Annotated in this window: 10 protein-coding genes; all 10 read left to right on the top strand. The window is 43.5% G+C overall.

Features of this window, described 5'->3' with window-relative positions:
- Window positions 1–18: 18 nt before the first annotated feature.
- The 10 genes from WKT00_RS04465 (at window position 19) to WKT00_RS04420 (ending at window position 15,748) form a co-directional block, all read left to right on the top strand.
- Window positions 19–921, top strand: a complete 903-nt coding sequence (locus WKT00_RS04465) for a nucleotidyltransferase family protein (protein WP_340261235.1) — start codon at window positions 19–21, stop codon at window positions 919–921.
- 25 nt (window positions 922–946) lie between these two features.
- Window positions 947–2,779, top strand: coding sequence for a GBS Bsp-like repeat-containing protein (locus WKT00_RS04460; protein WP_340261233.1), 1,833 nt, complete (start codon window positions 947–949; stop codon window positions 2,777–2,779).
- 74 nt (window positions 2,780–2,853) lie between these two features.
- The gene (locus WKT00_RS04455) at window positions 2,854–4,461 is read left to right on the top strand and encodes a CAP domain-containing protein (RefSeq protein ID WP_173814434.1); all 1,608 of its coding nucleotides are present in this window, start codon (window positions 2,854–2,856) and stop codon (window positions 4,459–4,461) included.
- Window positions 4,462–4,609: 148 nt separating this feature from the next.
- Window positions 4,610–6,370, top strand: a complete 1,761-nt coding sequence (locus WKT00_RS04450) for a phosphotransferase (RefSeq protein ID WP_101695509.1) — start codon at window positions 4,610–4,612, stop codon at window positions 6,368–6,370.
- Complete coding sequence (locus WKT00_RS04445) at window positions 6,363–7,100, top strand: NTP transferase domain-containing protein (protein WP_101695508.1); 738 nt, start codon at window positions 6,363–6,365, stop codon at window positions 7,098–7,100. The genes WKT00_RS04450 and WKT00_RS04445 overlap by 8 nt, the downstream gene beginning before the upstream one ends.
- On the top strand, window positions 7,087–8,625 hold the full coding sequence (locus tag WKT00_RS04440) for a BCCT family transporter (RefSeq protein WP_101695507.1): 1,539 nt from the start codon (window positions 7,087–7,089) through the stop codon (window positions 8,623–8,625). Before WKT00_RS04445 ends, WKT00_RS04440 begins: the two co-directional genes overlap by 14 nt.
- 17 nt (window positions 8,626–8,642) lie before the next feature.
- On the top strand, window positions 8,643–9,722 hold the full coding sequence (locus WKT00_RS04435) for an acyltransferase (RefSeq protein ID WP_101695506.1): 1,080 nt from the start codon (window positions 8,643–8,645) through the stop codon (window positions 9,720–9,722).
- A 145-nt stretch (window positions 9,723–9,867) separates the two neighbouring features.
- Window positions 9,868–11,364: an NlpC/P60 family protein gene (locus WKT00_RS04430; protein ID WP_173814433.1), complete on the top strand. Its 1,497-nt coding sequence runs from the start codon at window positions 9,868–9,870 to the stop codon at window positions 11,362–11,364.
- A 46-nt stretch (window positions 11,365–11,410) separates the two neighbouring features.
- On the top strand, window positions 11,411–13,399 hold the full coding sequence (locus tag WKT00_RS04425; protein ID WP_340261226.1) for a L,D-transpeptidase family protein: 1,989 nt from the start codon (window positions 11,411–11,413) through the stop codon (window positions 13,397–13,399).
- Between the two features lie 33 nt (window positions 13,400–13,432).
- Window positions 13,433–15,748, top strand: coding sequence for a L,D-transpeptidase family protein (locus tag WKT00_RS04420; protein ID WP_101695503.1), 2,316 nt, complete (start codon window positions 13,433–13,435; stop codon window positions 15,746–15,748).
- The last annotated feature ends 150 nt before the right edge of the window (window positions 15,749–15,898 follow it).

Below are 15,898 nucleotides of genomic sequence, written 5' to 3'. Positions count from 1 at the left end.
TGGAATAAGGGACGAATTATGAGTAAAGCGGCATTAGTAGTTATGGCGGCAGGGATTGGCAGCAGGTTCGGCGGCGGGATTAAGCAGCTGGAGCCAGTTGGGCCAAATGGCGAGATTATTATGGACTATTCGGTGAAGGATGCATTGGCAGCAGGCTTTGATAAAGTAGTATTTGTGATCAGAAAAGATATCGAGAAGGATTTTAAGGAGATTATCGGAAGGCGGATAGAGCAGCAGGTAGAAGTGGCGTATGTATTTCAGGAACTTTCCGATATTCCACGACAGTATCAGGAGAAGTTAGAGGGAAGAACCAAGCCTTGGGGAACCGGTCAAGCAATTCTGTGCTGTAAAGAGGTAGTAAAGGAGCCGTTTCTGGTGATTAATGCAGATGATTATTATGGGAAAACGGCATACCAGACGGCTTATGATTATCTGACTAAGGAGCCTGAGAAAAAAGACAGGCTTCCACTTTGCATGGTTGGTTTTGTACTGAAGAATACACTAAGTGCCTATGGCGGGGTTACCAGAGGTGTATGTAAGGTGGATGAGAATGGGATGCTTACCGATATTGTAGAAACCCATAATATTGTACAGACGGAAGAAGGAGCACAGATTGAGGCGGAGGACGGTACAACGCCGATAGATGTAGAATCTGAAGTGTCTATGAATATGTGGGGGCTGATGCCGGAAGTATTTGACGATTTGGAGAAGGGTTTCCATATCTTTCTTGAAGACTTACCGGAAGGAGAGGTAAAGGCAGAATATCTGCTTCCGACGATTATTGGAGAATGGCTGAAAGAGGATCGGGTGACAGTGCGGGTGCTGCAGTCGAAAGATAAATGGTTTGGAGTAACTTATAAAGAAGATAAGGAAGAGGTTGTAAATTCGATTAAGGCTTTGATCGAGGCAGGAGAATATTAGGATATATAGAAGAAGATCAGATACAATGGATAAAAAAGGAAGGACTTATTTAAAACAAACAGGAAAAATTATTGGGACGGCAATGACTATTTTGCTGGCTGTGATTGCTGCGCTGCTTTGTTTTAGCATTCGCTGGATGTTTGATACATGGAGTAATCTTACAATGGATGAGCTGGTATATCACATAACGGCGCCGCTGGAAGGTACGAATGAAGGAATGATATTAGAATACTTGAATGTATGTGTAGTACCGACCATATTAGTATTGCTGTTTCTTGTGATCCTTTTGGCTGCGTGGCGAAAGAAGCGGCGTTATTATGCGTTGATGAGTATCGGAATTGTCGGTTCATTGATATTGTCCGGAACGGTTGTTCGCGGCGCATGGAATGAGCTGGACGTAGGAAATTATGTAAAGTCGCAGGGATCCTATTCCACCTTCATTGATGATTATTATGTGGATCCAGAAGAAGTAGAGATTTCATTTCCGGATCAGAAGCGAAATTTGATTTATATTTTTCTAGAGTCTATGGAGACGACTTACGCAGACCAGAAAAATGGAGGAGCATTTGAGAAAAATGTGATTCCGGAGCTTACAAAGCTGGCACAACAAAGTGAAGATTTTTCGGGGGAAACGGATCAGCTCAATGGCGGATATGCGATGCCGGGAGCGACCTGGACAATGGGAGCGATGTTTGCGCAGACGTCGGGGCTTCCTTTGAATATATCCATTAGTTCCAATTACATGGATACACAGGATCATTTTTTTGCAAGCACGACTACCCTGGGAGACATTCTAGAGAAGGAAGGATATTCTCAGACATTGTTGATCGGTTCGGAAGCAAAGTTTGGCGGGAGAGAATTGTATTTTACAGAACATGGCAACTATGACATGGTGGATTATACATATGCAAGCCAAACGGGAATGATTCCGGCAGGATATCGGGTGTTCTGGGGCTATGAGGATCAAAAGCTTTTTGGGTTTGCGAAAGAAAAGCTTCTGGAATTAGCAGGTCAGGATACACCGTTTAATTTAACGATGTTAACGGTAGATACGCATTTTGAAGATGGATATCCTTGTGAGAGCTGTCCGGATATGTATGAGGATCAATATTCCAATGTAATGGCATGTTCCAGCCGACAGGTAGAGGAGTTTATAGAGTGGATCAGGCAGCAGGACTTTTACGAGAATACAACGATTGTATTGGCAGGAGATCATCCTACGATGGACAGTGATTTCTGCGAAAATATTGAAAGTGATTATGAAAGAAAAGTGTATACCGCATATATGAATTCGCCAGTAAAGGTGGAGACGGCTTCAAAGAGGGAGTACACCACTTTTGATATGTTTCCGACTACCGTTGCGTCACTGGGAGCAGTGATTGAAGGAGACCAGCTTGGATTGGGGACGAATCTGTTCTCTTCCAAGCAGACGCTGATTGAACGATTTGGTATTCCAACTATGAAGAATGAGATTGGAAGAAAGTCGAAGCTGATGGAAGAACTGGCAGATATTGATGAGAATAAAGAGGAAATATTGGCAAGAGACGGAAAGCTTCCGGCGGCGGATATTGCGGTAGACAGTTATCAATTTCAGTCGGGAGCGCTTCCGGTTACGGTGTCAAATATCAGGAATGTAAAGGGAGAGATTCAGTCTCTTCAGCTGGCGGTATGGACAGCAGAAGATCAAAGCGATCTTCAGTGGATTCTGATGGAGCAGGGAGAAGATGGGAACTACCATGTGAATATTAATATCCCTAATTTTAATTATCAAACAGGGGAGTACCAGATTCATGCATATGCAGTGGATTCTGATGGAGAAGAGACAGCGCTTGGAAACGCTGTCGGAATGGTAGAGTGATAAATGCCTTTAAAAATCATAGAGGGTATGGTATAATTTCTAATAACAATAAATTTAGAACGTGGGAGGTTAATATGAAGATACAATTGAGAAAACGAATCCTGGCTGCCGGATTAACGGTAATGATGAGTGGTTCTGTAATTGCAATGGATGCGATGCCGGTATTTGCAGAAGAACAGACAAATGCAGTTTTGGCAGAAGAGGCAAATTTAGATGGAGTGATAGAACAGTCTGCTGTAAGTGAGGAGAGAGCGAATCCGTCTGAAGAAATACCTCAGATTTTAAATGGCTGGGTGAAGAAGGAAGAAGGCTGGTACTATTACAAGAATGGTGTGATGCTGACTGGCTGGCAGGTTGTTAATGGTACATGGTATTATATGGAAGAGAATGGACTGATGGCTTCTGATACCTGGATTGGTGACTATTATGTAGATGCCAGTGGGGCATGGATTACACACTACAGACCGGCACAGTGGATAAACACAGGAGGACGCTGGTGGTATCGCAATGTAGATGGAAGTTATCCAGTACGTACATGGAAGTTGATCGAAGAAAAATGGTATTACTTTGATGCGGCAGGCTATATGGTAACGGGCTGGCAGAATATCGGAGGCGCTTGGTACTATCTGGACGGAAGCGGAGCGATGGCAACGGGCTGGCAGGTAATTGGCGGTGCTTGGTATTACCTGACGGAAAGCGGAGCGATGGCAACGGGCTGGCAGAATATTGACGGAGCCTGGTATTATTTAAACGGAAGCGGAGCGATGGTAACCGGCTGGATGAAAGATGGAGCTGCCTGGTACTATCTGGAGCCAAACGGAATGATGGTAACCGGGAAAAAGACGATTGGCGGACAGATTTACAGCTTCAAGGATAATGGAATGATGGTAGCCGGCTGGGCTGAGGAGGAAGATGGCTGGCATTATTATGATACGTCAGGAGCTATGAAAAAAGGCTGGATCCAAGTTGGAAGTGTTAAATATTATTGTGATCCTGAGACCGGACGCATGTATGAATCACAGTGGATTGAAGATAAATACTATGTTCGAGCAGACGGAGCTATGCAGGTGGGCTGGTTTATTGCTGGAGAACACTGGTATTACAGTGACAGTAAGGGCGTGAAACAGACATCCAAGTGGATCGGAGAGTATTATGTACAGGCAGATGGAACCATGGCAGTGAACAAATGGATTGGCGGACATTACGTGGGATCAGACGGCAAATGGGTTCCGTTAAGCGGCAACGAAAAAGTCTATGAAGTAGAGTTGGTAAATGGAAAGAAAGCAACGGTAGTTGGTTACTTTGATACGCAGATGGCGGATGATATCTTTAAGCAGTTGAACGAATACCGGGTGCAGAAAGGCTTGGAAGTTCTCCAGCCTGCAAACTTCGCGCTTCAGGCAGCTGTAGATACCAGAGGGTATGAGATTGCCTATAATTTTGAGCACACCAGACCAAATGGAACGGACTGTCTCAGCGTATACGACCGGGCAGTGGCAGAGAACATTGCGGCAGGATCCTCTTATATGACGGCAAAAGACTTTATGGCAGGTTGGAAAGCATCTGTAGGACATAACTTGAATATGCTTTCTCCAAATGCAAATTCCGTAGGAATTTCTGTATTTAAACTGAAAGTGGGAAATACATACCAGACCTATTGTGTTCAGTTGTTTGCATTGTAAAATTGAAAGAATAGAAAAAGGATCTCTTCGTGAGATCCTTTTTTTATGCCAAAGTATGATTTGCCAGCAAAAATGTAAAAAAGTATTGCAATACCAGGAAGACAGGTATATACTTTAGATGTTCATAAAAATTAAAGGAGATAAGTACATGAACAAACAAGCATATGATATTGTGAACAAATTAGAGGAAAATCGAGAATATAATCAGAGAGAACTTGCGGAACTTACCGGATATGCAGTGGGATCGGTAAATGCATCTTTGAAGCAGGCAAAAGAAGAAGGATATATAGATGAGAACAAATGTCTGACAGATAAAGCAAAAAAGGAATTGGAGACCAAAAAGCCAAAGAATGCGGTAATATTAGCGGCCGGATACGGAATGCGTATGGTTCCAATTAATGTAGAAGTACCGAAGGGACTTCTGGAAGTAAAAGGAGAACCACTGATTGAACGCATGATCTGTCAGCTTCATCAGGCTGGGATCAGGGAAATCTATGTGGTTGTCGGATTTATGAAGGAGCAGTATGAATACTTGATTGATAAATATGGTGTAGAGCTGGTGTTTAACAAGGATTATGCAGCGAAGAATAATTTGCACTCTTTAAATTGTGTGGCGAACAGATTGGGAAATACTTACATTGTTCCGTGCGACATCTGGTGCAAAGAGAATCCGTTTTCGGGGCATGAATGGTATTCCTGGTATATGGTGACAGAGCAGAAGGATGAGAGAAGTTCTGTGCGGGTGAATCGAAAAAAAGAACTGGTGTCCGTGAAAGGAGAAGAAGAAGGAAATTGCATGATTGGAATTGCTTACCTTCTCCAAAATGAAGCTAAGAGAGTACAGGAAGCATTAAAAGTGATGGCAGGGCAGAAGGAATATGATCATGCATTTTGGGAACAGGCGCTTTGGGATGGCAAGAGAATGATGACAGAACCTAGAGAAGTAAAGAGCGAAATGGTCTGTGAAATCAATACGTATGAAGAACTTCGTGAATTGGACAGTGATTCTAATCAGCTGCAATCAGGCGTCATCCAGTTGATTCGTCAGGTGCTTGCCTGCGAAGAAAAAGAGATTACCGAAATTCGGGCATTGAAGAAAGGAATGACGAACCGGTCATTTCAGTTTTCCTGCCGAGGGAAAAAGTATATTATGAGAATTCCGGGGGAAGGCACCGATAAGATGATCAACAGGAAGCAGGAATACGATGTGTATACGCAGCTTGCTGGCCGGGATATTACAGATCCTGTGATCTATATGTCACCGGAAAATGGTTATAAGATCACTGAGTACATGGATGGAGTGAGAAACTGTAATAGTGAAGAACCGGAAGATGTAAAGCGGTGTATGCAGTATTTAAAGAAATTCCATGAGTTAAATCTAAAGGTTGCTCATGCCTTTGATCTGTATGATCAAATCGAATATTATGAGAGTCTGTGGGGAGAAGAGACATCTGCTTACAGAGACTATCAAGATACCAAGAAGAGAGTCTATGAATTGCGGCAGTATATTGATGCACAGCCAAAACAGGTGGCATTAACACATATTGATGCAGTGTGTGATAACTTCCTGATCCGAGGGGATGAAACCTATTTGATTGACTGGGAGTATGCGGGCATGCAGGATGTCCATGTGGATATTGCGATGTTTGCAATCTATGCCATGTATGACAGAGAACAGATTGATCAATTGATTGATTTTTATTTTGATGGCGATACAGACAGAAGCGTCCGGATAAAAATCTACTGTTATATCGCAACATGTGGTCTCCTTTGGAGCAATTGGTGTGAATACAAACGGATCTGCGGTGTGGAATTTGGAGAATATTCTCTCAAACAATATCGCTATGCAAAAGAATATTACCGGATTGTAAAGAAAGAACTGGAAAAGGATGCAAAAAGATATGAATAGAGTAGAAAGAGCAATTATTATGGCGGCAGGATTTGGCAAGCGTATGCAGCCGATTACCCTGCACACGCCAAAGCCGTTGGTAAAAGTGAATGGCGTTAGAATGATCGATACCGTAATTCGGGGACTTCAGGAAAATGGGATTACAGAGATCTATGTTGTGGTAGGTCATTTGAAAGAAAAATTTTCCATTTTGGAACAGGAGTATCCAGGCTTGAAGCTGATTGAAAATCCGTATTATGACACCTGCAATAATATTTCATCTTTGTATGTGGCAAGAGAACATCTTGAAAATGCAATGATTTTAGACGGGGATCAGTTGGTTTATAACCCGGAAATTCTTGCGGTTGAATTTGAACGATCTGGATACAATTGCATCTGGACAGAAGAGAAGACAGACGAATGGCTTCTGACGGAAACGCAAGGTGTTGTGACTTCTTGCAGCAGAACCGGCGGAGAAAAAGGCTGGCAGTTATACAGCGTATCAAGGTGGTCCAAAGAAGACGGGCAGAAACTGAAGCAGCATCTGGAAAGAGAGTTTGAAGAGAAGAAGAATACGCAGATATATTGGGACGATGTGGCGTTGTTCTGTTATCCGCAGGAGTATCAGCTGGGGATTCGTCAAATGCACAGAGGCGATATTGTTGAAATTGATAGTCTGGAAGAATTAGCTGAGCTGGATGAAAGTTACCGAAAGTATGTAGAAGGAGGAAGAGAAAATGAAGGCAAATAATCAGTCGGAGAAAGAATATAAGAAAATAGATTGGATGATCACGCTGCTGCCGTTGGGAATTATTGTTGCGCTGTGTGTTCTCTTTTTCTGCATGCCGGAACAGTCCAATGCGGTATTAAGTCAGATCCGGTTTGTATTAGGAGACACATTTGGTACGTATTACTTGATTATTGGACTGGGAGTATTCTTGATTTCCTTCTATGTGGCGGGATCTAAGTACGGCAATATTGTCCTTGGAGGGCAGGATGAGAAACCGAAATTTTCATTCTTTGCATGGGGATCCATGATGTTTACGGCAGGTCTGGCGGCAGACATTTTGTTCTACTCCTTTTCCGAATGGATTCTGTATGCAACGGATCCGCATATTGCAGAGCTTGGAAGTATCCAGGACTGGGCAAGCGTGTATCCGATCTTTCACTGGAGTCTGATTCCGTGGGGATTCTATCTGGTACTTGCGGTTGCATTTGGATTTATGCTTCACGTGCGAAAGAGAGAGAGACAGAAGTATTCAGAAGCATGCCGCCCGATTCTTGGAAAACATACCGATGGCTGGGGAGGAAGAATCATTGACCTTTTGGCCGTATTTGCACTAATCGCAGGAACTGCTACCACATTCAGTCTGGCAACACCGCTTATGGCAAGTGTGATCAATGAGTTGTTCCATGTAGAATTAAGTCGGACAGCGGTGACGATCGTGATTCTGATTGTTACCTGTATCATTTATACGTATTCTCTTTTGCACGGATTTAAGGGAATCAGCTTTTTGGCGAAATCCTGTATTTATTTGTTCTTTGGACTTTTGGCATTTGTACTTTTGTTTGGCGGTGAGGCGAGATATATTGTGGAGACCGGATTTTCAGCGTTGGGAAGAATGGTACAGAATTTCTTTGAACTGGCAACCTTTACGGATCCGGAACGGACTACATCGTTCCCTCAGAACTGGACCATCTTCTATTGGGCATACTGGATGGTATGGTGTGTAGCGGCTCCATTCTTTATCGGAAGCATTTCCAGGGGAAGAACCGTGCGTCAGACGATTGTGGGCGGTTATGTATTTGGCGTTGGTTCCACGATTATCAGTTTCATTATCCTGGGAAATTACTCCCTGGGTGCTCAAGTGATGGGAAAGGCCGATTTTCTTGCGATTTATGAGAAATCGGGGGATCTCTATGAGGTCATTATCTCAATTATTCGGACGCTTCCGTGCGCTCCGCTGGTGCTGGTACTTCTTCTGCTTACGATGATTGCCTTTTATGCGACATCGTTTGATTCCATTGCACTGATTGCCTCCTGTTACAGCTATCACAGACTGAAAGAAGATGAGACGCCGCACAAGGTGGTAGAATTAATGTGGTGCGTACTGTTGATTTTACTTCCGATTGCACTGGTATTTTCCGACAGTTCCATGAGTAATCTCCAGTCCGTGAGCATTATAGCAGCATTTCCGGTTGGAGCGGTGATTGTGCTGATTGTAGCAAGTTTCCTAAAAGATGCGAAGAAGTATATGGAAGAGATAAAAAAATAGATGAAGAGGAGAAAACATTGAAAAAAAGCAGAAATTATGGAATTGATTTATTAAGAATCTTTTCGATGTTTTTAATTGTTATATTACATACGTTAGGGCATGGAGGAATTCTTGGAAGTGTAGAAATACATAGTGGAAAATATTGGGGATTATGGTTGACAGAAATATCGGCATATTGTGCAGTAGATTGTTTTGCTCTGATCAGTGGATATGTAATGTGGAAATCCTCTTTTAAGTTAGAAAAAATTAGTGAATTGTGGATGCAGGTTTTGTTTTATTCGGTAGTATTAACAGGATTTGTATTTTATATTAATCCGGCTGTAAGGAGTACAGATAATGTATTGACAGCGATATTTCCGATTACAAGAGGGCAGTGGTGGTATTTATCCTCTTACTTCGGTATGTATTTATTGGGGCCTGTTATGAATTCGGCAATTTGCAATCTGTCGCGGAGTAGTCTGAAAAAGGTGTTGTTAGGAGCATTTGTAATGATGAGCGTTCTGCCAACCGTACTTACGCCTTATGATCCGTATACGTTAGGGGCAGGGTTGAGTACGATTTGGCTGTGTATCCTATACCTTTTTGGAGCCTATATCGGGAAATACCAAATTGGTTTGAAGCTAAGCTGTGTAAAGTTGGGAGCATTTTCCATATCTATGATTTTATTTACGTTTGGCTTTAAGATGATAGTAGAGATGAAGCTGGGAGGAAATTTTGCAAATATAGGAGATGGCAATATGCTTGTTAACTATACTTCTCCTACGATATTATTAACAGCGATTTCATTGGTGATTTTGAGCAGTAAACTGAAATTGGGCGATCATGCGGTTAGGTTCATAAAATTGGTTTCTCCGTTGACGTTGGGGGTTTATATGATACATGATCATCCACTGATGCGAAATGAATTTATGGCAGGATCTTCAGTACGGTTTTTGGAATCGAATGCATTTGTCATGGAGTTTAAAGTCTTGGTATTTGCAGGGGCTGTATTTGTTCTATGTTTGGTTATAGAATTTGGCAGAAGTAAGTTGTTTCGTATATTGAGAGTTCGGGGATTATGCAGACGTGCAGTGAATTGTATAGAAAGAAAGTTTTAAAAAGTTAACAGGAGCTAAAAAGGGTATGATTCATTCATATCCTTTTTCGTTGTATTGAAACTTGGGTAGGAATTGTGGTATGATAATGAAGATTATACTTACTAGTTAGATTTTCAAAAAGAATAGATAAGAAAAGGAAAGAACAATGAAGAGAAATTTAGTGATTGCCTTGATACTGTCACTGGGAATTTCTGGCTTATCGGGATTTGCGGTTCGAGCAGAAGAAAATGAAGTACCAGTAATGCAGCAGGAGGCGGAAAGTCCATTTACGGAGGTACAGCCTGAGAACTTAGAGGTATCTGAGCAGGAAATTCAAGAAAGTGGAAGAGAAGGAGAAAAGACGGGACATTGGGTGCTGAATGCATCGGGATGGTGGTATGCGTATGAGGATGGAACCTGGCCGTCCGATGGAATGGTAACCATTGATGGAACGGATTATGCCTTTGATTCAGCCGGGTACATGGTTACAGGCTGGTATTTGAGTGCAGAAGGCTGGTATTATATGACTGGAAGCGGAGCGAAGGCAGTCGGATGGCAGAATATTGGCGGAGTTTGGTATTATTTGGATGGAGAGAATACAGAGCATCCTGGGCTGATGGTGGGAACAGGCTGGCATTCGATCCAGGGTCAATGGTATTACGTGACAGAAAGTGGAGCGATGGCAGCGGATTGGCTGCTTAGCTCGGAAGGCTGGTATTATCTTGGCAGAGACGGAGCTATGAAGACCGGGTGGCAGCTTGTCGGCGGAGTTTGGTATTATCTGAATGGAACAGAGGAAGAGCATCCGGGAGTAATGGCGTCTGACTGCAAAAAAGTGATCGGGAAGGATACGTATTTTTTTGCTGTGTCCGGAGCGATGCATACGGGCTGGGTTCTTAGACCAGAAGGCTGGTATTACCTTGGCGGAGACGGAGTTATGAAGACCGGGTGGCAGCTTGTCGGCGGGGCTTGGTATTATTTGGATGGAGAAAATTCGGAATATCCAGGTTTGATGACAGGGGCAGGATGGCATTTGATTCAAGGACAAAAGTACTATATGACTGGAAGCGGAGCGATGGCAACGGATTGGCTGCTTGGCTCGGAAGGCTGGTATTATCTTGGCGGAGATGGAGCTATGAAAACTGGCTGGCAGTGGATTGATAACCATTGGTATTATTTTTATACCGAAAATGATCCTCTTGGTGGAACAACAGGAGTTATGGCAGTTAACACAATGGTAGATGGCTGGACGATTACATCCAACGGAATTGCAGTCAATGGCTTGGAGGGGAAATTTGAAGAAATAAAGAAGTATGTTTATGTACCGTATCGTTACGGTGGGACAACTCCAAGTGGATGGGACTGCAGTGGATTTACACAATGGGCATTGCATTATATCGGAGGTATTACGATTCCAAGGACTACTTATCTTCAGGCAGCCGGCGGAGTGAATATTGATAAGAATAATAGAAACTTATGGAAGCCGGGAGATATATTGGTATATCAGTCAGGGTCAGGTTTCTCTCATGTGGCGTTGTATTTAGGAGATGGAATGTTGATGCATGCGTTAAATACAAAGTATGGAACCCTGATCCAGGGAGTGGACTATTATGAACAGTGGGATCGAGGGAATCATCTTGCACTGGTAAGAAGATACCTATAGTTTTTATGAGGATTTGATGAAAATGAAATAAGAAAAGGAGGGTATTATGAGGAAAAGAAAGATGATACAGAAAATGTGTGTCCTTGCACTAACCTTTGCAATGCTGACTGCACCGATCTCTTATGCAGAGGGGGAAACGTTCGATGAGAGAATAGAGCAGGAAGATGTTGAAGAGGTGCCGGGACAGGAGGAACAAGGAGAAATTCAGAAGCCGGAGCTGCCGGGAGACACCGGGACACCGGGATGGCTTTTGCAGGGGAAGGATTGGTATTACTATGATGTGTCTGGCGAAAAAGCTGTTGGCTGGAGAGTGATTAACGGAGCTTGGTACTATTTTGATGGAAGTAATACGCAGAAGCCGGGGGTTATGCTGGCAGATACGAAACGTCAGATTGAAGGGCAGACGTATTTCTTTGCAGCATCTGGAGCGATGCAGTCTGGATGGATTCTAAGACCGGAAGGCTGGTATTATACAAATGGAAGCGGAGCAATGCTGACGGGATGGCAGAGTATTGGCGGAGCCTGGTATTATATGGACGGAACGAATGAAACATATCCAGGACGTATGGCAGAGAATGAGAAGAAAATCATTGGCGATGCGACTTATTTCTTTGCTGTTGGCGGACTGATGCGTACCGGATGGGTTCAGGAGCCGGAAGGCTGGTATTATGCGGCAGAAAGTGGAAACCAGATTGCGGGCTGGGCACAGGTAGGTGGAGCTTGGTATTATCTGGATCCTGAGAATGAAGATTATCCGGGATTAATGCTTGCTGATGAGAAAAAGGTAATTGGAAATGCTACCTACTTCTTTGATGGAAGTGGAGCTATGCGGATGGATTGGATCTCTCAGCCAGAGGGCTGGTATTATGCAGATTCAATAAGCGCTGTAGGATGGAAATGGATTCGTGGAGCCTGGTACTATTTGGACGGTTTTGATACAGAATATCCGGGGAAAATGTTGGCAAACGAGCAGAAGGTTATTGGTGGAAGTACCTATTTCTTTGGAGACTCCGGAAAAATGTTAACAGGGTGGATCTTAAAACCAGAAGGTTGGTATTATGCATCCGCTGACGGAACGATGTTGACAGGCTGGGTGAAGGTAGGAAACTTTTGGTATTATCTGAATGGCTCAGATGAAGAGTACCCAGGAAGAATGGTACAGAATTGTAAATTAAAAATAGGAGATCAGGAGTATACCTTCATGGAAAATGGAGCTATGCGGGCAGGCTGGGTGAAGGATGAAGAGGAACATTGGTATTACTATCATCCGGAATCGGGACAGATGATGTCTGGCTGGCAGCGTGTTGGCGGAGCTTGGTATTATCTGGATCCGATGAACAATAATCAGATGATGGAAGGCGGCTGGCATGTCATTGGCGGAGCATGGTATTATATGCATGATAATGGCGTGATGGCAACAAGATGGCTGAATCTTGGCGGAGAATGGTATTTCCTGGCAGGCGATGGAGCGATGCGTACCGGATGGCAGTGGGTTGACAATAACTGGTATTATTTCTATACAGAAAATGATCCACATGGCGGCACTCATGGTATGATGGCGAGAAATACAACGATTGATGGATATCGTTTGCAAGGAAATGGCGTAATGCTTACAGCTGAACAGTCCGGTATGGCATTAAGAGCGCAGGCATACAGCAGTAACACGAATTATCTTCTTATGGTTGACAGAGCAGCATGCCGTGTGGGTGTGTTTACAGGGCATACTGGAGCTTGGAATTTGAACTATTTCTGGAGTTGTTCTCCTGGAGCGCCGTCTACACCAACGGTTGGCGGTGTGTTCAAGGTACAGTCCAAGGGATATTACTTTGATTCGGGATCATCCAGATGTTACTGGTATACACAGTTCTATGGTAATTATTTGTTCCACAGTGTTCTTTATAATAAATATACAGGAGGACTGGCAGATGGAAGACTTGGAATGCATTTGTCTCACGGATGTGTCAGACTGGAGATCGGGAATGCGAAGTGGATCTATGATACCGTGCCGAGTGGTACGACGGTCGTAGTTTACTAAAGAATATATATACTAAAGGAAAGGGAGAAGCACATGAGGAAAAAGACATTAGTGCAGAAAATCTGTGCACTTGCATTGACTTTTGCGATGGTGACAGGGCCGGTTTCTTATGCGAGGGCAGAAGAGCCGTCCCCGCAGAATGTGAAGGAGACAGTGGTACCGGAAGCATCTGAAATGGATGGTGTGATACCGGAAGGCACAGAAGGATTAGGCGCTGCGGCGCCGACAGATGGTGGGGAACAGCCTGAGCAGGCGGGAACCCCAGCAGGTGGAGAACTGGCAGTGCAGCCAGAAAAAACGGAAGAAACACAGAAACCAGAAGAATTGGAAAAGCCGATGGCGCCGGGGCAGACGGGAACGCCGGGTTGGCTTTTACAGGGAAGTGACTGGTATTATTATGATGCATCTGGTGAAAAGGCAGCTGGCTGGAGAGTGATTGGCGGAGCATGGTACTACTTTGATGGTGAGAATGCTGAGAAGCCGGGAATTATGTTGGCAGATGGGAAATATCCGATTGGAGATCACAACTATTTCTTTGATGTATCAGGAAAGATGAAGTCTGGCTGGATTCTAAGACCTGAGGGCTGGTATTATACTGCTGGAAGCGGAGCTATGCTGACGGGCTGGCAGGTAATCGGAGGAAATTGGTACTATTTGGATGGTACCGATCCGGAATATCTGGGGCGTATGGCAGAGAATTGCAAAAAGGTGATTGGCGATTCCACTTATTTCTTTGCCCTTGGCGGAGCTATGCGGACTGGATGGATCAAACAGGAAGAAGGCTGGTATTATACAGATGCATCAGGCTCTGTTGGCTGGAAAAATATTGGCGGAGCATGGTACTATCTGGATAATGCAAATGCAGAATATCCAGGTTTGATGGCTGCTGATGGTAAAAAGGTAATTGGTAATCAGACGTACTTTTTTGGAGAAACCGGACGAATGCTGACTGGATGGGTATTAAGACCGGAAGGCTGGTATTATGCGAATGGCAGTGGAGCGCAGGTAAATGGTTGGATACAGGTAGGAGCAAACTGGTATTATTTGGATCCGGCGCATGAGGAATATCCTGGGTTGATGATTTCGGATTCTAAAAAAGTTCTGGGAAATGCAACTTATTTTTTTGATATCAGCGGAGTGATGAAGACTGGATGGATCAAACAGGAAGAAGGCTGGTATTATACAGATGCAACAGGCTCTGTTGGTTGGAAAAATATTGGCGGAGTATGGTACTATTTAGATGATGCCAATACGAAATACCCAGGATTGATGGTTGCGGATGATAAAAAGAATATTGGTGGTCACACCTACTTTTTCAGAGAATCGGGAGCAATGCTTGTAGGGTGGATAACAAGACCGGAAGGAAGGTATTATGCAGCATCTACAGGAGCTCTTTTGACTGGTTGGTTAAAGGATGGAGGCCTTTGGTATTATCTGGATGGATCGAATGCGGAACATCCTGGGCTGATGCTCCAAAATTGCGAAAAAGAAATCAATGGTCAAATGTATACGTTTACTGCAAATGGTTCCATGAGAGCAGGCTGGGTACAGGATGAAGAAGGTCATTGGTATTACTATCATCCGGATTCAGGACAGATTATGTCTGGCTGGCAGGCAATTGGTGGCGCATGGTATTATTTTGATCCAAAGAATCAGAATCAGATGCTGGCTGATGGCTGGCATGTAATTGGTGGAAATTGGTATTACATGCATGTGAATGGAGCAATGGCTACTAATTGGTTGAATCTTAATAACGAATGGTACTTTTTGGCTGGTGATGGAGCAATGCGTACCGGCTGGCAAGCAATTGGTGGAACCTGGTATTATTTCTATCAAGATGGAGATGGTTATGGAAAGCCTCATGGTATGATGGCAAAGAATACGTTTGTTGGCGGTTGGTATGTGCAGGGAAATGGCGCAATGCTGACAGCAGAACAATATAATATGTTCTTGAGAGCACAGACACAGAGCAGTACGACAGGATACCTGTTATTGGTGGATTGCTGGGCATGTAATGTAGGTGTGTTTACGGGAAGCACAGGAGATTGGAATTTACTCTATTTTTGGAAATGTTCACCGGGTGCACCGGGTACGCCAACGCCAAAAGGAGTATATCAGGTGTATACGAAAGGTCAATATTTTGATTCGGGATCTGCCAGATGTTATTGGTATACGGCATTCTATAGAGATTATTATTTCCACAGTGTTCTGTACAGCAAATATACAGGTGGATTGTCTGATGGACGATTAGGAATGCAATTGTCTCATGGATGTGTCAGACTGAATATCAATTGCGCAAAATGGCTTTATGATTATATTCCAATTGGTACGACAGTTTTAACTTATTAGGGGATAGTTGGATAGAAAAGGAAGGAATAGTTTTTGAGCTATTCCTTCCTTTTTTTTGGAAAATCATATATAATTAGACCGTATTGAGTAAAAAAGTGCTTAGAAGAGACGAATGAAAATAGAGGAAGAGGCCTGTAGAAGGCAAGGAGT

The sequence above is a fragment of the Dorea sp. ICN-14282 genome, assembly GCF_037890115.1.
Classification (GTDB): domain Bacteria; phylum Bacillota; class Clostridia; order Lachnospirales; family Lachnospiraceae; genus Dorea_B; species Dorea_B phocaeensis.
This window is presented reverse-complemented; position numbering and strand designations above follow the sequence as displayed.

What these genes read in the sequence shown, in the direction of transcription:
- WKT00_RS04445 (WP_101695508.1), top strand. Translation starts at nt 6,363, where the DNA reads ATGAATAGAGTAGAAAGAGCAATTATTATGGCGGCAGGATTTGGCAAG.
- WKT00_RS04425 (WP_340261226.1), top strand. Translation starts at nt 11,411, where the DNA reads ATGAGGAAAAGAAAGATGATACAGAAAATGTGTGTCCTTGCACTAACC.
- WKT00_RS04430 (WP_173814433.1), top strand. Translation starts at nt 9,868, where the DNA reads ATGAAGAGAAATTTAGTGATTGCCTTGATACTGTCACTGGGAATTTCT.
- WKT00_RS04465 (WP_340261235.1), top strand. Translation starts at nt 19, where the DNA reads ATGAGTAAAGCGGCATTAGTAGTTATGGCGGCAGGGATTGGCAGCAGG.
- WKT00_RS04460 (WP_340261233.1), top strand. Translation starts at nt 947, where the DNA reads ATGGATAAAAAAGGAAGGACTTATTTAAAACAAACAGGAAAAATTATT.
- WKT00_RS04455 (WP_173814434.1), top strand. Translation starts at nt 2,854, where the DNA reads ATGAAGATACAATTGAGAAAACGAATCCTGGCTGCCGGATTAACGGTA.
- WKT00_RS04440 (WP_101695507.1), top strand. Translation starts at nt 7,087, where the DNA reads ATGAAGGCAAATAATCAGTCGGAGAAAGAATATAAGAAAATAGATTGG.
- WKT00_RS04420 (WP_101695503.1), top strand. Translation starts at nt 13,433, where the DNA reads ATGAGGAAAAAGACATTAGTGCAGAAAATCTGTGCACTTGCATTGACT.
- WKT00_RS04450 (WP_101695509.1), top strand. Translation starts at nt 4,610, where the DNA reads ATGAACAAACAAGCATATGATATTGTGAACAAATTAGAGGAAAATCGA.